This window comes from Amycolatopsis speibonae, assembly GCF_042647925.1.
In the GTDB taxonomy this organism is placed as follows: domain Bacteria; phylum Actinomycetota; class Actinomycetes; order Mycobacteriales; family Pseudonocardiaceae; genus Amycolatopsis; species Amycolatopsis speibonae.
The window spans coordinates 1-17,389 of the sequence record NZ_JBHRWK010000045.1 but is presented as its reverse complement, the minus strand read 5'-3'; the positions used below and the strand labels follow the sequence as shown (position 1 = coordinate 17,389).

The window sequence follows — 17,389 nt, the reverse complement described above, 5'->3', positions numbered from 1 at the left end:
GAACTTCCCCCTTACCAGGCGAGTGATCGGTCGACGGTGTGCAGTACCCGGTCCAGGTCGGGGAGGTAGTGCTCCTCGAGCTTGGCAGGCGGGTACGGCGTGTCGAATCCGGTCACCCGCAGCACGGGGGCTTCCAGCGAGTAGAAGCATTCCTGCTGCACGCGCGCGGCGATCTCCGAGGTCAGCGAAGACTCCGACGGCGCCTCGCTCAGCGCGATGAGCCGCCCGGTCTTGCGCACCGACTCGAACACCGGCTCCAGGTCGAGCGGGGACAGCGTCCGCAGGTCGATGACCTCCAGTGACTTGCCCTCGTCCTCGGCGGCGGTCGCCGCGTCGAGCGCGACCTTCACCGACGGGCCGTACGCGACGACGGTGGCCGTCGTGCCTTCGCGGACGACGCGGGACTTGAACAGCTGGTCCGGCGTGCCGTCGATGTCGATCTCGGCCTTCATCGCGCCCGAGTGGTACAGCTTCTTCGGCTCGAAGAACAGGATCGGGTCGTCGGATTTGATCGCCTGCTGGATGCCCCAATAGGCGTCGACGGCGTTCGAGACCGATACGACCTTGAGGCCGGGGATGTGCGCGAACAGCGATTCCGGCGACTCCGAGTGGTGCTCGACAGCGCCGATGCCGCCGCCGAACGGCACCCGGATCACGATGGGCATCTTGATCTTGCCCTGCGTCCGGTAGTGCAGCTTCGCGACCTGGCTGGAGATCTGGTCGAAGCCCGGGAAGATGAAGCCTTCGAACTGGATCTCGCACACCGGGCGGAATCCGCGGACGGCCAGGCCGACCGCGGTGCCGATAATGCCCGATTCGGCCAGCGGCGTGTCCAGGACGCGCTGCTCGCCGAAGTCCTTCTGCAGGCCGTCGGTGATGCGGAAGACGCCGCCGAGCTTGCCGACGTCCTCACCCATGATCAGGACCTTCGGGTCCTCTTCCATGGCGCGCCGGAGGCCGAGGTTGATCGCCTTGCCGATGGTGAGTTTCTGGAGGTCGGCCATTTCAGTGTTCACCCGCCCCGACGAAACCGTCCATGTAGGACAGGAACTCTTCCCGCTGCGCGTCCAGCAGCGGCGTGGACTCCGCGTAGACGTTGGAGAAGATTCGCTCCGGCGGCGGCTCTGGCATGTTGAAGCAGTACTCGCGCAGCTCGGCCGCGAAGGCGTCCGAATCGGCCTGCACCTGGTCGAAGAACGCCTGGTCGGCGCCGCCACCGCGGGCGAGGTACGCCCGGACGCGCTCGATCGGGTCCTTCAGCTTCCACTCCTCCAGCTCGTCGGAGAGCCGGTAGCGGGTGGGGTCGTCGGTGGTGGTGTGCGCGTCCATCCGGTAGGTGAACGCCTCGAGCAGCACCGGGCCGTTGCCGTGACGGCATTCCTCGAGCGCCCAGCGGGAGACCGCGAGGCAGGCGAGGACGTCGTTGCCGTCCACGCGGATGCCGGGGAAGCCGTAGCCGCGAGCGCGCTGGTACAGCGGCAGGCGCGACTGGCGTTCGGTGGGTTCCGAGATCGCCCACTGGTTGTTCTGGCAGAAGAACACGAGCGGCGCGTCGTAGACGGCGGCCCAGACGAAGCCTTCGTGCACGTCGCCCTGCGAAGTCGCTCCGTCACCGAAGTAACAGATGGTCGCTTCGCTGTCGTCGTCGCCGACCTTGCCTTCGAACTTCTGGCCCATCGCGTAACCGGCGGCGTTGAGCACCTGGTTGCCGATCACGATGGTGTAGGGGTGGAAGCCGTGGGCCTTGTAGTCCCAGCCACCGTGGTCGGTGCAGCGGAAGATGCCGAGCACCTCTTTGAGGTCGACCCCGCGGGCGTACGCGACACCGTGCTCGCGGTAGCTGGGGAACGCCATGTCCCCCTTCCGCAGCGCGCGGCCGGAGCCGATCTGCGCGGCCTCCTGCCCGAGCAGCGGGACCCAGATGCCGAGCTGGCCCTGGCGCTGCATCGCGTTGGCCTCGCGGTCCGCACGGCGGACCAGGACCATGTCGCGGTACAGGCCCTTGAGGGCCTCGGCGTCGATGTCGTCGACATAGCGGTCGAACTGCGGCGAGGAGACCCGTTCGCCTTCGGGGGTGAGCAGCTGAGTCAGCTCAGCGCCACCTTCACTCGTTGCTCGCAAACCGGCGATCACCTGTTCAGGGGAAGGTTGCGCCGCTACGGCGGCGGGACCATCTCCAGGTTCCGGGTGCGTCCAGTGTTCGGACGGCATGCGCTGCTCTCCTTGATGTCGGCGCCTCTGGCGGCCACTTGTGGCGGCCACAGTGACTGCGCCGGCGGGGACCAGCGCGTCGGATCTGAAGCGCTGGGTCACCATCGGCGTTGACGGTTCGTGCGCACATCCTGGCATGCCGGACGTCGTTTTGGTCAGTGGCGGATGCTGATTTGTTGCTGAGAAAGGGTGTCTGATCAGGGAAAATGCTAGGACGCCCGAGTGTGGGGCCGCCGAAAGTAGGGGATTCACTCGCGTGCCGACCAGCGGACCCCGACCCCGGACGGGTGCCGTGGCCTGCTTGATCGATGACGATCCGTGCCCGCCGTTGTGACCCATCACACGTACCCGCGCCCGTGGCAGGATGGCGGACGTGGAGCAGAAATCCGTACGCGAAACCGTGGTTTCCAACTGGACGAACGACGTCCTTCCGAGCCTGTCCGGCCTGGTGGCGATCCCCGCCTTGTCGCCGGCGTTCGACGCCGAGTGGGCGAAGAGCGGTCATCTCGCCGCCGCCGTCGAGCACGTCCGGTCCTGGATCGCCGCCCGGGAGATCCCCGGCGCGACGCTCGAGGTCGTGGAGCTCGAAGGCCGCAGCCCGCTGCTGGTCGTCGACATCCCGGCGACGTCCGAAGCGGCCGAAAAGGGCACCGTGCTGATGTACGGGCACCTCGACAAGCAGCCCCCGGTCGGTGGCTGGTCCGAGGGGCTCGACCCGTGGACGCCGGTGATCCGCGACGGGCGGCTGTACGGCCGCGGCGCGGTCGACGACGGCTACTCGGGCTACGCGGCGACGACGGCGATCGAGGCCGTGCGCGCCGCCGGAGGCGAGCACTCCCGCGCGGTCGTGCTGCTGGAGACCGGTGAGGAGTCCGGCAGCCCGGACCTTCCCGCGTACGTCGAGCACCTGAAGGAGAAGCTCGGCGCGGTCTCGCTGGTCGTCTGCCTCGACGCCGGCGGCACCGACTACAAGCGCCTGTGGCTGACCACCAGCCTGCGCGGCATGCTGCACGTCAACGTCACCGTGAAGGTGCTCGAATCCGCGCAGCACTCCGGCATGGCCAGCGGCATCGTGGCGAGTTCGTTCCGCGTCCTGCGCGCGCTGATCGACCGGATCGAGAACGTCGAGACCGGCGAGATCAAGCTCGCCGAACTGAGCGTCGACATCCCGGAGAACCGCGTCGACGAGGCCCGCGGCGTCGTCGAGATCGCGCCCGGCGCGGCGAAGACGATGTTCCCGGTGGTCGGCAGGCCGGTGTCCGACGACGACCTCGAACTGCTGCTCAACAACTCGTGGCGGCCCACGCTTTCGGTGATCGGCGCGGAGGGCTTCCCGCTCCCGGCCGACGCGGGCAACGTGCTGCGCGACAGCACCACGCTCACCTTGAGCTTCCGCCTCCCGCCGACCGCGAACGCGCAGGCCGCGATGGAGGCGGTCCGCCGCGTGCTCACCACCGACGTGCCTTACGACGCTTCGGTCGAGCTCGGCGGGTTCCAGGCGGAGAACGGCTGGAACGCGCCGGACACCGCGCCGTGGCTCGACAAGGTCCTGCACCACGTGAGCGGCGAGGTCTTCGGCGAGCCGCACAAGAGCTTCGGCATGGGCGGGTCGATCCCGTTCATGGGGCTGCTCGGCGAGAAGTACCCGGAGGCGCAGTTCGTGGTCACCGGCGCCTGCGGGCCGGACTCGAACATCCACGTGCCGGACGAGTGGCTGAACATCGAGTTCGTGCAGCTGGTCACCGAAGCGGTCGCGCACATCCTGGACGCGCACGCCCGCAGCTGACGACCGGACCGACCGCGTTTCGTCCTCTGGATGCGGTACTTGCGTGTGCAAGGACCGCATCCAGATGACGAATTGCGCGGGGGTTACTCACGCGAACTTGTTCAACGCGGCCGTCAGCTCCGTCAGCTGCGGAGTGAAGCGCTGGTACGAGAACGGCGTCTCGTTGTTCCACGGGATCAGCTTCCCGGCCTTCACCGCGGGCAGCTGGGCCCAGGTCGGCACGCCGCCGAGCCCGTCCGGGCCGAGCGAGAGCGAACCGCCGCGGTTGTCGTACATGATCACGTCGGCCGGGTACTTGCCGATGTTCTCCCAGCTGATCTGCTGGTAGTAGCCGCCCTGGCTCTCGTCCGGCGCCTCCGGCTCGACGAAGTCCAGGCCCTTGCTCTGGTAGTGCTTCGAGGTCGCGAACTTCGGCGCGTTCGAGACGTAGACGGCGTCCTTCTGCGCGGAAACCAGCAGGATCTTCAGCCCGGCCGCCTTCTTGGCCGCTTCGCCGAGCGCGGCGTCGGCCTTCTCGTACTCGTCCTTCGCGGCCTTGATCGCCGGGGTCTCGGTGTCGGCGCCGAGCGCCTTCGCGAGCGAGATGAACTTCGCGATCCCTTCGGGCATCGAGATGTCCTGCAGCCGGACCCCGACGCTCGGCGCGGCCTTGTCGATCTTCTCCGTCTGCGTGTCCGGGACGTACCACATCTGTTCCTTGAGGTACATCACGCTGATCAGCAGCTGCGGATCGAGCGAGACGAACTTGTCGAAGTTGAACTCGTTCCACACGTTCCCGAGCGAGGTCACCGTGTTCAGGTCGACGCCGCCCGCCTGCGGGTCCGGTTTGCCGTCGGCGAACTTCGACGGGCCGAAGATCCCGACCGACTTCACGCCGAGGTCCCACAGCGCCGCCGCCGCGGCCACCTGCGCGACGATCCGGGTGGGCCGCTCGCCTTCGAGTTTCCGGCCGCGGTCGTCGGTGAAGGACCAGGTCGCGCCCGCTCCCTGCGTGGGCGCTTCGTCCTGATAGCCGCAGGCGGTCAGGAGGCCGGTGGCGCCGAGCGCCGCGGTGCCGGCGAGGAAGCCGCGTCGGGAGAGGTGCATCGAGATCTTCTTTCGCCATACGACCAGGGTTCGTCGTTAGGCTAGCCTTCGCTTACTGTGAGGGCCATGGTCCAAGTCACGGAGCGCGTCAGATCACCCAGGACCAGCGTCTCCGTGCGAACGCTGGTCCTGGTGGGGTCGCTGGTCGCGCTCGTCGCGGTCGTCCTGCTTTCGATCGGCTTCGGGTCGAACCGGCTTTCCCTCGGCGAAGTCCTGCACGCCCTCTTCGCTTACGACGGCAGCTACAACGATGTCGTCGTCCGCGACGATCGCCTGCCCCGCACGGTGCTCGGCGTCCTGGTCGGGATGGCGCTGGGGCTGGCGGGCGCGCTGATGCAGGCGATCACGCGCAACCCGGTCGCGGAACCCGGTCTGCTCGGCATCAACCACGGCGCCGCCGTCGCGATCGTGCTCGGCTCCGCGGTGTTCTCGGTGACTTCGCCCGGCGAGTACGTCTGGTTCGCCTTCGCCGGAGCGCTCGTGGGAACCGCGCTGGTCTCGGTGATCGGCGGGACGCGGGGCGCCTCGAGCCCGCTGCGGCTGGTGCTGGCGGGTGTCGCGATCCAGGCGGTGTTCGTCGGGATCAACCAGGGCATGCAGATGATCAACACGCACAACCTGCAGGCCATGCGGTTCTGGCTGGTCGGCTCGCTGGTCAACCGGAACCTCGACCAGCTGTCCGTGCTGCTGCCGTTCTTCGTCGCGGGGGTGGTGATCGCGGTCGTGCTGGCCCGCGCGCTGAACGCGCTGGCGCTGGGCGAGGACACGGCCCGCGGCCTCGGCGCGAATCCGGCGCTCGTCCGCGTCGCCGGGATGGTCGCGGTCGGGCTGCTGTCGGCGGCGGCGACCGCGGCCTGCGGGCCGATCGCCTTCGTCGGCCTGATGATCCCGCACGTCGTCCGGTCGCTGATCGGCCAGGACGAGCGCTGGGTGATGCTGCTTTCGGCCCTGCTCGGACCGGTCCTGCTGCTCGGCTGCGACGTCCTCGGCCGCCTGCTCGGCTCGCCGGGCGAGATCCAGGTCGGCGTGATGACCGACGTCGTCGGCGGGATCGCGTTCGTGATCGTGGCCCGCCGCCTGAAGGCGGTGCGCCGATGACCGCGTTCGTCCGCCGCGAGTCCGGTTTGGACCGGCGATCCACGATCGTCGTCGCCGCGCTGGCCTTGGTGACGCTGGCCCTCGTCGTGCTTTCGGTCGGCACGGGCGACTACGAGATGAGCCCCGGCGAAGTGCTCGCGACGCTGGCCGGCTCGGGGACGAAGGCGCAGTACCTGGTCGTCATGGGGCGACTGCCGCGGGTGCTGGTCGCGATCCTCGTCGGCGCCGCGCTGGCGTTGGCGGGCACGATCTTCCAGACGATCACCCGGAATCCGCTCGGCAGCCCGGACATCATCGGGTTCACCACCGGTTCGGCGACCGGCGGCATCGTGACCCTCCTGTTCTTCGGCGCCGGACCCGGCGTCGTCTCGCTCGGGGCGCTGGTGGGCGGACTGCTGACCGCGCTGCTCGTGATGGCGCTGTGCGCGCCGCACGGTCTGCTGAGCTCGCGGTTGGTGCTGCTCGGGATCGCGGTCAGCGCGGTGCTGGCCGGCGTGAACTCGTACCTGCTGGTGAAGGCGAACCTCGAAGCCGCCGCGCAGGCTGTCGGCTGGCTCGTCGGTGACCTCTCCGGCCGCGACTGGACCTACTTCGTGCCGCCGGCGATCGCGATGGCGGTGTTCGCGCCGATCGTGTTCGCGAACGGCCGCGCGCTGCGCATGCTGGAGATGGGCGACGACACCGCGACCGGGATCGGCGTCGACGTCCCCCGCGTCCGGCTGACCCTGGTGCTGGTCGCCGTCGCGCTGGTCGCCGCCGCCACCGCGGCGACCGGGCCGCTCCCGTTCATCGCCCTCGCAGCACCCCAGCTGGCGCGCAGGATGACGCGCCTGCCGGGGCCCAACCTGATGGCGTCGGCCTTCGTCGGGGCGACTTTGGTCGTCGCGGCCGACTACCTTGGCCAGCGCCTGCTGGCGTCTTCGCTGCTTCCTGCGGGCGTCGTCGCGGCGGCCCTCGGTGGCGTCTACCTGCTCTGGCTGTTGCTGCGGCGCAGGGCTTGACGGGTCACGTCAGCCGGGTCAGCTGCACCGAGACGTCCAAAGTGGACTGACCGCCACCGGTGAAGATGCCCTTGAGCGGCGGCACGTCGGCGTAGTCGCGGCCGTAGGCGACCCAGACGTGCCGCGTCCCGACCGGGATCGCGTTCGTCGGGTCGTAGGCCCACCAGCCGCCGGTCCAGACGTCGACCCAGGCGTGGCTCTCGCCTTCGACCGTCTCGCCGAGCTTCGCCTCCGGTTTCGTGTGCAGGTACCCGGAGACGTACCGCGCCGGGACGCCGATCGCGCGAAGCATCACCAGCGTCACATGCGCGAAGTCCTGGCAAACCCCTTCGCGCGCACGCCAGGCGTCGGTCGCCGTGCTGTGCACGCCGGTCGTCCCCGGCTGGTACTTCAGCTGGTTGTTGACCCATTCGCAGACCGCGAGCACGGCCTCCGCCGGGTCGAGCCCCTTCCGCAGTTCGCGCGCGACTTTCGTCAGCTCGGGATCGCGCGGCGTGTACTGCGTCGGCGTCAGGTATTCGGTGCGGTGGTCGACCACGGTGTCGCCGCGCAGGTCCTTCCACGACGCCGAACGGATCGGCTCGCCTTCGTCGGCGGTCTCGACCACCGACGTCGCGAGCACGGTGAACTCGGTGTGCGGCGCGTGAAGGTCGAACGAGGTCACGACGGTGCCCCAGTAATCCGTGTACCGGTACGCACGGGTCGCCGGGGTCGTCTCGACGCGGTTCACGACGGTGGTCTGCCGCCGATCGGACCGCGGTGTCAGCCGAGCCTCGTTGTACGACTGCGTGGCCGGCGTCGCGTACCGGTATCCGGTCCGGTGAGCCACCCGAAGCTGCCAGGTCACAGCGAAACCTCCGCACCGCTCCAGGCCACCCACGGCGACGAATGGAAGTACTGCACCGATACCGCGTCGCCGATGTCCTTGATCGACGTCTGCAGGGCGACGAGCCGTTTCGGCAGGTCCTCCAGCAGATCCGACTGCCGCAGGAACTCCAGCTCACTGCGGGCGCGGCCGAGCTGCCGCAGCGCCTCGGACTTCTCGTTGGCCCGGGAATTGACGCCGGGATCCAGCCGCTCCAGGCACTCCTCGGCCTGGCGCAGCGCGTGGAACACCGAGCGAGGGAACAGCGTGTCCCGCATCAGGAACTGAACGACCCGGGCGGCGTCAAGCGCGCCGCGATAGGTCCGCAGGTAGGTGTCCTGCGCGCCCGCCGAGCGGAGCACGGTGATCCAGCCGGGCGAGGACGCGCTGTCCTGGACCCGCGAAAGCAGCAGCCGCACCACCATGTCCGCGCGTTCGACCGAGCGGCCGAGCACCATGAACAGCCAGCCGTCGTCGCGGCTCATCGTCGAATCGGCGAGCCCGGCGAACATCGCCGCGCGCTCCTCGACGAAGGAAAGGAAGGCGTGCGGCCCGGCACGGCGCGCGTACCGCTGCCTGTCCGGGACCGCGTTCCACGTCGCGTTCAGGCATTCCCACAGCTCGGTCGAGACGACCTCGCGGGCACCGCGGGTGTTCTCGCGGGCGGAGTTGATCGAACCGACGATCGACGCCGGATTGTCCTTGGCGTAGGCGACCAGCTCGGTCAGCTTCCACACGTCGAGCGAGTCCATGCCCTCCGGCGAGATGCCGAGGACGGCGAGCAGCTGGCGGCTCGCGTGGTCCGGGTCGACGCTCGCGTCTTCGAGCAGCTGGTGCACGGAGACGTTGAGGATCCTGGAGGTGTCGTCGGCGCGCTCGACGTACCGGCCGATCCAGTACAGCGATTCCGCGTTACGGGCTAGCACGGTGACCTCCTACGGCCCGAAGCACTCTTTACCGCTGAGGGCCCATCCTGCTGAGCCTGTTGCTGCTGCTGTTGCTGGGTGGTGGTCAGCTCGGGGCCCTGTTCGGCGATCAGGCCGTCCACATGGGACAGTGCGCCGAGCGCGGGCCGCTCCAGCTCCCGTTCCGCCGTGGAGGATCGCGGTGCCAGCACCCAGGTGTCCTTCGAACCGCCGCCCTGCGACGAGTTGACCACCAGACTGCCTTCCGGGAGCGCGACCCTGGTCAGCCCGCCCGGCAGGACGAAGATCTCCTTGCCGTCGTTGACCGCGAACGGCCGGAGGTCGACGTGCCGGGGCGCCAGCCGTTCATCCACTTTGGACGGAACGGTGGACAGCTGGACCACGGGCTGGGCGATCCAGCCGCGTTTGTGCGCCCGGACCTTCCGTTTCAGCGCGGCCAGCTCGGCAGGCGTCGCCTCGGGCCCGAACACGATGCCGTACCCGCCGGAGCCTTCGACGGGTTTGACCACCAGCTCTTCCATATGCTGCATGACGTGGTCGAACTCGTCCGGCAGCCAGCACCGGAAGGTGTCCACGTTGGGCAGCAGCGGCTTCTCGTTGAGGTAGTACTTCACCATCTCGGGCACGTAGGTGTAGACGAGCTTGTCGTCGCCGACGCCGTTGCCGACGGCGTTCGCGATCACCACGTTGCCCGCGCGGGCCGCGTTGAGGATCCCGGCGACACCGAGCACGGAATCCGGCCGGTAGTGCACCGGGTCGAGGAACTCGTCGTCGATCCGCCGGTAGATGACGTCGACCGGGCGTTCGCCCTCGGTGGTGCGCAGGTAGACGACGTTGTCCCGGCAGAACATGTCGCGGCCCTCGACCAGCTCGACCCCCATCAGCCGGGCCAGCAGCGAATGCTCGAAGTACGCGGAGTTGTGCACGCCGGGCGTGAGCACGACGACCATCGGGTCGGCGACGTTCGCCGCGGCCGCGGCCCGCAGCGCGCGCAGCAGATGCGAGGCGTAGTCACCGACCGGGCGGACCCGGTGCTGGGCGAACAGGTCCGGGAACACGCGCGCCATCGTGCGGCGGTTCTCCATCACGTACGACACACCCGAGGGGTTGCGGAGGTTGTCCTCCAGCACCCGGAACGTGCCCTCCTCGTCGCGCACCAAGTCCACACCGGACACGTGGATGCGGACGCCGTTGGGCGGGTTGATCCCGAACGCCTCGCGCTGGAAATGCTCGCACGAGGTGATCAGCCGTCGCGGAAGAACACCTTCGCGCAGGATCTGCCGATCGCCGTAGATGTCGGCGAGAAACGCTTCGAGCGCGCGGACCCGTTGCGCCACACCGCGTTCGAGTTTGCTCCATTCGGTGGAAGTGATCACCCTCGGCACGAGGTCGAGCGGGAACGGGCGTTCCTGGCCGGACAGGGAGAAGGTGATGCCCTGATCCACCATCGCCCGGTCGATCGCCGCCGATCGGGACGAAAGGTCCGTCGAGGTCAGCGCGGAGATCGACTCGTACAGCGCCCGGTACGGCTGGCGGACCGTGCCATCGGCGTTGAACATCTCGTCGTACGCGCCCGCGTGCGGCCTGGACGGCGAAAGATAGCCGTCGAACTGCGCTCCAGGTTTCGACGCCCGCCTCGCCGAAGTGGTGGCACGAGGGCGGCGGCCGGCCGGGGGAAGGCGCGGCGCCGAGTTGTTGTTCATGGTCGCCATACTCGCTCACCCTGCCATGTCGACGCGATACTTCATGTAATGCCCGTGACGGCCGAAACGGCGCTGTAACGTCGTAGTGCTGTGCTTGCCGCCGGATGAGTGGCAATATGCGTGCTCTCGACACATGGGAACTACAAGGAGTGACGACGTGGCCCGATTCAAAGCGCTCGCCCTGATCCCGGCGCTCGCCCTAGCCGCGGGCGCGCTGTCCGCGTGCGGTGAGGAAGGCGGAACCGCGGCCGGCGGCGTCCAGCTCGTCGCTTCCGGCAAGGTGACCACCTGCACCCACCTGCCCTACCAGCCGTTCCAGGTCAAGCAGGGCGACAAGATCGTCGGCTTCGACGTCGACCTGGTCGACCTGGTCGGCAAGAAGCTGGGTGTCGAGCAGAGCATCGTCGACATCGCCTTCGAGAACATCGAGTCCGGCGAGGCGATGAACAGCGGCCAGTGTGACCTCGCCGCCGCGGGCATGACGATCACCGACAAGCGCAAGGCGAAGTTCGACTTCTCCGACCCGTACTTCGAGGCGACCCAGGCGCTGCTGGTCAAGACCGGTTCGCCGATCAAGGACCTGAGCAACGTCGCGGGCAAGAAGATCGGTGTCCAGTCGGCCACCACCGGTGCCGACTACGCCAAGGAGAAGGCGACCGGCGCGGAGATCGTCACCTTCGACGACCTCGCGCTGCTGGAGCAGGCCGTCAAGAACGGCACTGTCGACGCGGGCGTCAACGACAACGGCGTGCTCTACGACTTCGCGAAGACGAACACGGACACGACGGTCGTCACCGAATTCAAGACCAACGAGTTCTACGGAATCGGTGTGAAGAAGGGCAGCACCGCGCTGCTCGGCCAGATCAACGAGGTGCTCAAGGCGTCCGTGGCGGACGGTTCCTACGCGCAGATCTACCAGAAGTGGTTCGGCAAGGCGCCGGCCTGGCAGCCTGGTAGCCCGACCGCCGGTTGATAATCCGTCCCCTGTGGCCGGTGCCCAGTGCACCGGCCACAGGTTTGTCGCCACCTGTTTGAGGAGAGAAATGGCTTTGAGCCGCCGCCAGCGACGTTCGGCGTTCCGAACCGGGCAATACGTCCTGCTGCTGGTGATCGTGATCGTGCTCGCGCTGCTGGCCGACTGGAGCAAGATCGGCAAGGCGTTCTTCGATCTCGACGTCGCCGCCAAGCAGTTCCCGGACGTGATCACGGTCGCGCTGAAGAACACCGTCATCTTCACCGCGCTGGGCTTCGCGCTCGGCCTGGGGCTGGGCCTTCTGCTCGCCCTGATGAGACTTTCCTCGGTCGGCCCGTACCGCTGGTTCGCGCGCGGGTACATCGAGTTCTTTCGCGGCCTGCCCGCGCTGCTGATCTTCCTCGCCGTCGGCATCGGCGTGCCCACGGCGTTCAACACCCAGCTGCCGCGCAACGTCGCGATCATGCTGGCGCTGGGCATCGTGTCCTCGGCCTACATGGCGGAGACCATCCGCGCCGGTATCCAGGCGGTGCCGCGCGGACAGGTCGAGGCCGCGCGTTCTCTCGGCATGTCGCCCGCCCGCACGATGATCACCGTCGTGATCCCGCAGGCGTTCCGGATCATCCTGCCGCCGCTGGCCAACGAATTGATCATGCTGACGAAGGACTCTTCGCTGGCGTTCCTGCTCGGCACCACGCCGGCGCAGCAGGAACTGGCGCAGTTCAGCCGTCAGGCGCTGCTGGAGGCCAAGGGCCTGACGCCGATCGTCGTCGCCGGTCTCTGTTATCTGGTCATCACCATCCCGTTGTCGATCCTGCAGCAGCGGCTAGAGAAGAAATACGGGGCCGGAGTGCCCGGCGGAGGAACGGTATGAGCACCCAGACGATCGTCGAGGTTTCGGGACTCCACAAGGCGTTCGGCGAACTCGAAGTGCTCAAGGGCATCGACCTGCGAGTCGAACGCGGTCAGGTCGTCTGCATCATCGGGCCGTCGGGCTCGGGCAAGTCGACGTTGTTGCGCTGTGTCAACCTCCTCGAGGAACCGCAGCAGGGCAAGATCGTGGTCAACGGCAGCGAGATCACCGACCCGGACGTCGACATCGACGGCGCCCGCACGAAGATCGGCATGGTCTTCCAGTCGTTCAACCTCTTCTCGCACCTGAGCGTGCTCGAAAACCTCACCGTCGCGCAGCGCAAGGTTCTCAAACGCGGCAAGGACGAGGCGGAGCGCATCGCGCGGGACAACCTCGTGAAGGTCGGACTGGCGGAGAAGGAATCTTCGCTGCCGACACAGTTGTCCGGTGGACAGCAGCAGCGCGTCGCGATCGCCAGGGCGCTTTCGATGGACCCCGACGTCATGCTGTTCGACGAACCGACGTCGGCGTTGGACCCCGAACTGGTCGGTGACGTCCTCGCGGTCATGCGGCAGCTCGCGCAGGAAGGCATGACGATGCTCGTCGTCACGCACGAGATGCAGTTCGCCCGTGAAGTGGCCGACATCGTGCTGTTCATGGACGGCGGCGTCGTCGTCGAACAGGGCGCGCCGGACCAGGTCATCGGTGACCCGCAAGAGGAACGCACCAAGACGTTCCTTTCGCGGGTCCTCAACCCGAACCACCAGGACTAGCGTCCCCGGAGCTGCTCCTGGAGCTGGACCACCTTGGCGGCGATTTCGTGCGGCCCGGCGCCCATGAGGCTCACCCAGCCCTTGGCGTCCGGGCCGAACACGACGCGGCCCTGCTCGGTGTCCATCCAGCCGGGTGGCTTCTCGACGCGTTTCCGGTTGCCGCCACCGTCACGGATGGCGACGTACAGACGTCCGAAGAAGGTGTGCGGCGACCGGATCCACTGGAGGAGCTTCTTGGCGTCGCGGATGCTCGGGCTGGCGCCGGTCAGCAATTCGCCCTTCATGAGGACGTGCAGATCGGCTTCCGAGCAGTTCAAGGACGGTGTGCGCGCGGCGGGGGCCTCGGGGAGCAGGCCGGTGAAATCCTGCGGGAGCGTGTCCGGCCGGGTCGGCGTCAGGTAGACGACCTTGTCGACCAGGACGACAGTGAGCGCTTCGCGGCCACTGCCCGCGGCGCGAACGGTCCGTTCGCGCCCCTCGGACTTCACCCACGAGTAGTACTCGACCGTCGGCCGCTGCAGGAAACGCAGCGTGTCAAGGAATTCGTCCTCGATCCGGCCACGTCTGAGCAGTCCCTGTCTGTCCAATTCGGACTGTGCGGTGGCGGCCAGCTCGCGGCGTTCCTCGGGCAGGTACCACTGCGCGCCGCGGACGAGCGTCGGGTGGATGTCGCCGAGATTGTGTTGGTCCAGCAAGGTTTCGTACGTCTGGAGCGTCAGCTCGACGGGCTTCTGGAGCACGGTTATGCGCCGATCACCGGCGGAACCGGCTTGTCACCGTCGTAGCCGCCGAAGATGGAGTCGCCGTCCTCTTCCTGCAGCGTGATCTTGCGCTGGTGCTCCTCGTCCTCGCCACCCTTGCCGCCCTTACCGGCGCCCATACCGCCGCCACCCATACCCGGCGAACCGGGCCGTCCCGCCGCCGCGCCTCCGGCCGGTGTCCCGCCAGGTCCGCGCATCGCGCCCTCACCGGGCATTCCGGCCCCGACGCCACGACCGGGTCCCATGCTGCCGGGTCCGCCCGTCGATCCACCCGGCCCGAACCCGCCACCGGGCCCGAAGCCGCCGCTGAACCCACCCGAGCCCGGGCCGAATCCGCCGCCACCGCCACCGCCACCGGGGCCACCCCCGGGTCCGCCGCTGCCGGGCCCGAAGGTGCCAGGACGGAACTCACCCGGCCGCATCGCGGGCGGGGTTTTCACCGAAGACAGATCGGTCCCGTCGTTCGGCCGCCTGCCCGGCTGCGGAGGCTGAGGCATCCTCGGCGGCTGCGGAATCTGCGGCGGCCTCGGCGCCTGATACCCCTCGGCCCCCGGAGGCGGACTGTACGAACTGGGCCCGCCGGTGTACCCACCACCGGGTCCGCCATGCCGCCCACCGGTCTCGCCATGCCCGCCACTGAACCCGCTGACCTTGGTCTGACCGGGGTCGACCGGATCCGGCGTGATCGGCCCTGCCGAGACGTTCGGGTCGTGCGCGGCCGGGTAAACCGGCGCGAGCGACTGCTGCCGCGGCTGGGTGCTCTGGTAGTACGGCTCGTAGATTTCGACGTTGTGCTTGGTGTCCGCGTCGAACTTCGCGGCCGCGATCTCGTCGTCACTCGCACCGATGGACAGGATGTCCTCGGGCCCGCTGTCCCCGGCGCGCTCCTTCTCCACCGGGCGGACGTTGCCGCGGGTGTAGTGGAAGGAGCCGTTCTGGTCGTACATCGACTGACGGGCGCGGTCCATGTTCTCGCCCGCGACCTTGGAGGTCGCTATGAGCGGGGCGAGACCTGCTGCTCCGCTGTCGGCGGCTTTGCCCTTCCAGAAGGAACTCAGCGCCGTCTGGCTGGACTCCATCGCCTTGCTCATTTCCTCATGGATCACCATGAGGTGGTGGGATGCCACCTGAGCCGCGTCGAGTCGCGTGGTCGTTTTGGGGTTGGCATTGAGCTTGGTGAAGATCTCCCAGCCGCTGTAGGTCATTGGGCCGCCTTCAAGTGTTGAATCGCGAATTCGGCGATCTTCACGTTGAGCCCGCAGGGATCGTTGTAAGCGGGATTGTTTTCGAAGAGTTTCGTGACCAGGGTGTACATCATGTTGTCGCGAACCCCGACCGCGAGATTGCAGTTCCCGGCGCCTTCGCCACCGTTCGCGAACACAACGGCCGGGTAACCCCCGATGTCCGGCAGTGGCTTGAAAGTGGTTACTCCGCTGCCTTGCTTGTTGAGGGCGTAGAGATGGCTCAAGCCATCCGGTTGGCTCACGTTCAGGCCGCCGCTGACCGAGCCTGCCAGGTCATTGAAGATCCAGGCGCAGCCGCGGCCGCCTGCGATGTCCTCGGCCTCCGTACGCTTCAATTTGCCGGCGACGCCTTCAATCTCCGCGTTGGTGGCGGCGCTACAGGGATCGGAGGCGAACTTGGCGGTATCCAAGGGGGTCGCGACCTTGGGTGCGCCGGCCCTCGGCAGTTCTGTCGCGTTCGGCGACGACGGTGCGGGCGTGGGTGTTCCCCCGTTTTCGGTGCCGCAGCCAGCTAGCATTGCTGCCGTGGCGATGACCGTTGCGACGAGACGGAAGCGCATTCAGAGGGCCTTTCCCACGGTGCGGAGGGCGTCGATTGCTGTTTGATCTTGTTGTTCGTAGGCCTTTTTGATGTCCCTCAAGGTAGCCACGTATGCCCTCGTGTAGTTCGCGGCCCCGTCGAGAAAGTTCTGATATGCCTCGCCTGACTTGTTGGCGGTGGCCACGTAGCCATCACTCGCGATCTCGTCGCCCATGGCATCGATGCCGGTCAGATGACTGGCTTCCGTGAGCGCCCGCCGGAAGTGGTTCTCAAGGCTGTCCTCAAGGGACTTGATCACCTTGTCCATGGCTTCGGGGTCGAACTCCCAGCCGCCGTTCGCCGACGCCGACGCGAAGTCGGCCTGCGCCTGCCCTTTGCCCAGTTCGGTGTAGTTCGGCGGTGGGCCCGGCGGTGGCGGCGCGGCGGTGGCGCCCTGGATCAGCCCGGCCCCCTGCGGCGGTGCCTGCGGCGGCGTCGTGTTGAGCTGGTTGTAGACCCCCTGAGGGCCGCTTCCCGGTCGTGTCATGTCGTGCCTCCCCGCACGGGCCGCGAAGGGGCGCGACCTACCCGTAGTTCACCTCTGACTCCAACCGGTGACGATAGCAGCAGGTAGATCGCTGATCAGCTGTTCTGCGAAAGATCACCATCGAAAGGTGGGACGATCAGCGTGCTCTGGCCTGAAAGAGGGCATTTGTCCAGTCAGGACATCTGTCCTGGGCTCGCTGCCACTGTAAACGAGGCGTTCTGGTCGTACATCGGCTGGCGGGCGCGGCTCATGTTGTCGCCTGCGATCTTGGAGGTCGTGATGAGCGGGTCAATGCGCTGCCTTGAGCTGCTGAATTGCGAGCGTACCGAGTTTGGTGGCCATTCCGCACGGGTCGGATCTGTTCGGGTTGCCGGTCCCAGGAGTCGCGACGATCGTGTACATGAGGTCGTTGCGGACCCCGACAGCGAGGTTGCAGACATAGCCACGTTCCCCGCCGTTCGCGAAGACCACCGAGGGATAGCCGTCGATCGCCTCCGACGGTTTGAATGTCGTGAGGCCGCTGCCCTGCGCGTTCAATGCGTACAGATGACTGAGGCCATCACGCTCTCCGGTGTTCATTCCTGCGCTGATCGTGCCCAGCCCGTCGGCGAACACCCAGGTGAAGACCTTGCCGGATGACAGGTCATCCACCCGGGATCGGCCCACGGTGCCGCCACCGAAGGTTTGGATCTGATCACTTTTCACAACGCCGCAGGGATCGGCTTCGGCAGCAGCGGTGTCCAGAGGATTGTCGATGTTCGGCGCACCGGCACGCGGTAGCGAAGTCGACTGCTCGACAGAGGACGAAGGGGCCGGTGTCGTCGAGTTGCCTTTGTCGGAATCGTCGCATGCGCTGACAAGTAATGCAGCTGTCGCCAAAACTGAAAGAGCCGAACGTGATCCCATTCAACCTGCCTTTCCAGGGTTGCGAAGGGCGTCTAGTACGGCAGCAGCAGTGTGTGATGTGGCGGCGTGTCGTGGGTATGAGGACGGCCACCGCGTGATCGACTTCAAGGTGTGTTGGATCTCGAAGAGGACGCGG

17 protein-coding genes are annotated in these 17,389 nt (G+C 67.5%); 6 read left to right on the top strand and 11 right to left on the bottom strand.

Annotated features, from left to right (window positions below; all coding sequences use genetic code 11):
• Window positions 1–11: 11 nt before the first annotated feature.
• A complete protein-coding gene (locus tag ACFOSH_RS27385) occupies window positions 12–1,004 on the bottom strand; it encodes an alpha-ketoacid dehydrogenase subunit beta (RefSeq protein WP_378241939.1) in 993 nt (330 codons plus the stop codon).
• 1 nt (window position 1,005) lies between these two features.
• Window positions 1,006–2,211 carry a pyruvate dehydrogenase (acetyl-transferring) E1 component subunit alpha gene (gene pdhA / locus ACFOSH_RS27380; RefSeq protein ID WP_378241938.1) on the bottom strand — a complete coding sequence of 402 codons (1,206 nt, stop codon included), beginning with the start codon at window positions 2,209–2,211 and terminating at the stop codon, window positions 1,006–1,008.
• Window positions 2,212–2,584: 373 nt separating this feature from the next.
• Between pdhA and ACFOSH_RS27375 the strand changes: the two genes are divergently transcribed.
• Complete coding sequence (locus ACFOSH_RS27375; protein WP_378241937.1) at window positions 2,585–3,997, top strand: M20/M25/M40 family metallo-hydrolase; 1,413 nt, start codon at window positions 2,585–2,587, stop codon at window positions 3,995–3,997.
• Between the two features lie 87 nt (window positions 3,998–4,084).
• Here the strand turns inward: ACFOSH_RS27375 and ACFOSH_RS27370 are convergent, their stop codons facing one another.
• Window positions 4,085–5,083 carry an ABC transporter substrate-binding protein gene (locus ACFOSH_RS27370; RefSeq protein WP_378241936.1) on the bottom strand — a complete coding sequence of 333 codons (999 nt, stop codon included), beginning with the start codon at window positions 5,081–5,083 and terminating at the stop codon, window positions 4,085–4,087.
• Between the two features lie 114 nt (window positions 5,084–5,197).
• Here ACFOSH_RS27370 and ACFOSH_RS27365 point away from each other — a divergent pair, with 114 nt between their 5' ends.
• Together ACFOSH_RS27365 and ACFOSH_RS27360 are read left to right on the top strand one after the other, a co-directional pair.
• Window positions 5,198–6,181: a FecCD family ABC transporter permease gene (locus ACFOSH_RS27365; protein ID WP_378241935.1), complete on the top strand. Its 984-nt coding sequence runs from the start codon at window positions 5,198–5,200 to the stop codon at window positions 6,179–6,181.
• Window positions 6,178–7,182, top strand: coding sequence for a FecCD family ABC transporter permease (locus tag ACFOSH_RS27360; protein ID WP_378241934.1), 1,005 nt, complete (start codon window positions 6,178–6,180; stop codon window positions 7,180–7,182). The genes ACFOSH_RS27365 and ACFOSH_RS27360 overlap by 4 nt, the downstream gene beginning before the upstream one ends.
• Window positions 7,183–7,186: 4 nt before the next feature.
• On the opposite strand, the gene ACFOSH_RS27355 is transcribed toward ACFOSH_RS27360, so the two are convergent.
• Genes ACFOSH_RS27355 through ACFOSH_RS27345 form a run of 3 tightly spaced genes read right to left on the bottom strand, consistent with a single transcriptional unit; the run spans window position 7,187 to window position 10,685 of the window.
• Complete coding sequence (locus ACFOSH_RS27355) at window positions 7,187–8,029, bottom strand: transglutaminase family protein (protein ID WP_378241933.1); 843 nt, start codon at window positions 8,027–8,029, stop codon at window positions 7,187–7,189.
• Window positions 8,026–8,973 carry an alpha-E domain-containing protein gene (locus tag ACFOSH_RS27350; RefSeq protein WP_378241932.1) on the bottom strand — a complete coding sequence of 316 codons (948 nt, stop codon included), beginning with the start codon at window positions 8,971–8,973 and terminating at the stop codon, window positions 8,026–8,028. Before ACFOSH_RS27350 ends, ACFOSH_RS27355 begins: the two co-directional genes overlap by 4 nt.
• A complete protein-coding gene (locus ACFOSH_RS27345) occupies window positions 8,967–10,685 on the bottom strand; it encodes a circularly permuted type 2 ATP-grasp protein (RefSeq protein WP_378241931.1) in 1,719 nt (572 codons plus the stop codon). Before ACFOSH_RS27345 ends, ACFOSH_RS27350 begins: the two co-directional genes overlap by 7 nt.
• Window positions 10,686–10,833: 148 nt before the next feature.
• Here ACFOSH_RS27345 and ACFOSH_RS27340 point away from each other — a divergent pair, with 148 nt between their 5' ends.
• The 3 genes from ACFOSH_RS27340 to ACFOSH_RS27330 all read left to right on the top strand — a co-directional run bounded on the left by ACFOSH_RS27340 (window position 10,834) and on the right by ACFOSH_RS27330 (window position 13,275).
• Window positions 10,834–11,649: a transporter substrate-binding domain-containing protein gene (locus ACFOSH_RS27340; RefSeq protein WP_378241930.1), complete on the top strand. Its 816-nt coding sequence runs from the start codon at window positions 10,834–10,836 to the stop codon at window positions 11,647–11,649.
• Between the two features lie 70 nt (window positions 11,650–11,719).
• The gene (locus ACFOSH_RS27335; RefSeq protein ID WP_020632475.1) at window positions 11,720–12,523 is read left to right on the top strand and encodes an amino acid ABC transporter permease; all 804 of its coding nucleotides are present in this window, start codon (window positions 11,720–11,722) and stop codon (window positions 12,521–12,523) included.
• A complete protein-coding gene (locus ACFOSH_RS27330) occupies window positions 12,520–13,275 on the top strand; it encodes an amino acid ABC transporter ATP-binding protein (protein ID WP_378241929.1) in 756 nt (251 codons plus the stop codon). The genes ACFOSH_RS27335 and ACFOSH_RS27330 overlap by 4 nt, the downstream gene beginning before the upstream one ends.
• On the opposite strand, the gene ACFOSH_RS27325 is transcribed toward ACFOSH_RS27330, so the two are convergent.
• From ACFOSH_RS27325 to ACFOSH_RS27305, 5 genes are all read right to left on the bottom strand, one after another.
• Window positions 13,272–14,015 (bottom strand): ESX secretion-associated protein EspG, encoded by a 744-nt coding sequence (locus ACFOSH_RS27325; RefSeq protein WP_378241928.1) that lies wholly within the window; start codon window positions 14,013–14,015, stop codon window positions 13,272–13,274. The two genes, ACFOSH_RS27330 and ACFOSH_RS27325, sit on opposite strands and share 4 nt — an antisense overlap.
• Window positions 14,016–14,017: 2 nt before the next feature.
• Window positions 14,018–15,241: a hypothetical protein gene (locus ACFOSH_RS27320; protein WP_378241927.1), complete on the bottom strand. Its 1,224-nt coding sequence runs from the start codon at window positions 15,239–15,241 to the stop codon at window positions 14,018–14,020.
• A complete protein-coding gene (locus ACFOSH_RS27315) occupies window positions 15,238–15,840 on the bottom strand; it encodes a DUF3558 domain-containing protein (RefSeq protein ID WP_378241926.1) in 603 nt (200 codons plus the stop codon). The genes ACFOSH_RS27320 and ACFOSH_RS27315 overlap by 4 nt, the downstream gene beginning before the upstream one ends.
• Window positions 15,841–16,347, bottom strand: coding sequence for a hypothetical protein (locus ACFOSH_RS27310; RefSeq protein WP_378241925.1), 507 nt, complete (start codon window positions 16,345–16,347; stop codon window positions 15,841–15,843).
• A 288-nt stretch (window positions 16,348–16,635) separates the two neighbouring features.
• Window positions 16,636–17,253, bottom strand: coding sequence for a DUF3558 domain-containing protein (locus ACFOSH_RS27305; protein WP_378241924.1), 618 nt, complete (start codon window positions 17,251–17,253; stop codon window positions 16,636–16,638).
• Window positions 17,254–17,389: the final 136 nt, after the last annotated feature.

Bases quoted from the DNA above. Each gene is read 5' to 3' on its own strand.
- ACFOSH_RS27320 (WP_378241927.1), bottom strand. From the start codon at position 15,241: ATGACCTACAGCGGCTGGGAGATCTTCACCAAGCTCAATGCCAACCCC.
- ACFOSH_RS27330 (WP_378241929.1), top strand. From the start codon at position 12,520: ATGAGCACCCAGACGATCGTCGAGGTTTCGGGACTCCACAAGGCGTTC.
- ACFOSH_RS27310 (WP_378241925.1), bottom strand. From the start codon at position 16,347: ATGACACGACCGGGAAGCGGCCCTCAGGGGGTCTACAACCAGCTCAAC.
- pdhA (WP_378241938.1), bottom strand. From the start codon at position 2,211: ATGCCGTCCGAACACTGGACGCACCCGGAACCTGGAGATGGTCCCGCC.
- ACFOSH_RS27345 (WP_378241931.1), bottom strand. From the start codon at position 10,685: ATGGCGACCATGAACAACAACTCGGCGCCGCGCCTTCCCCCGGCCGGC.
- ACFOSH_RS27370 (WP_378241936.1), bottom strand. From the start codon at position 5,083: ATGCACCTCTCCCGACGCGGCTTCCTCGCCGGCACCGCGGCGCTCGGC.
- ACFOSH_RS27315 (WP_378241926.1), bottom strand. From the start codon at position 15,840: ATGCGCTTCCGTCTCGTCGCAACGGTCATCGCCACGGCAGCAATGCTA.
- ACFOSH_RS27305 (WP_378241924.1), bottom strand. From the start codon at position 17,253: ATGGGATCACGTTCGGCTCTTTCAGTTTTGGCGACAGCTGCATTACTT.
- ACFOSH_RS27385 (WP_378241939.1), bottom strand. From the start codon at position 1,004: ATGGCCGACCTCCAGAAACTCACCATCGGCAAGGCGATCAACCTCGGC.
- ACFOSH_RS27360 (WP_378241934.1), top strand. From the start codon at position 6,178: ATGACCGCGTTCGTCCGCCGCGAGTCCGGTTTGGACCGGCGATCCACG.
- ACFOSH_RS27335 (WP_020632475.1), top strand. From the start codon at position 11,720: ATGGCTTTGAGCCGCCGCCAGCGACGTTCGGCGTTCCGAACCGGGCAA.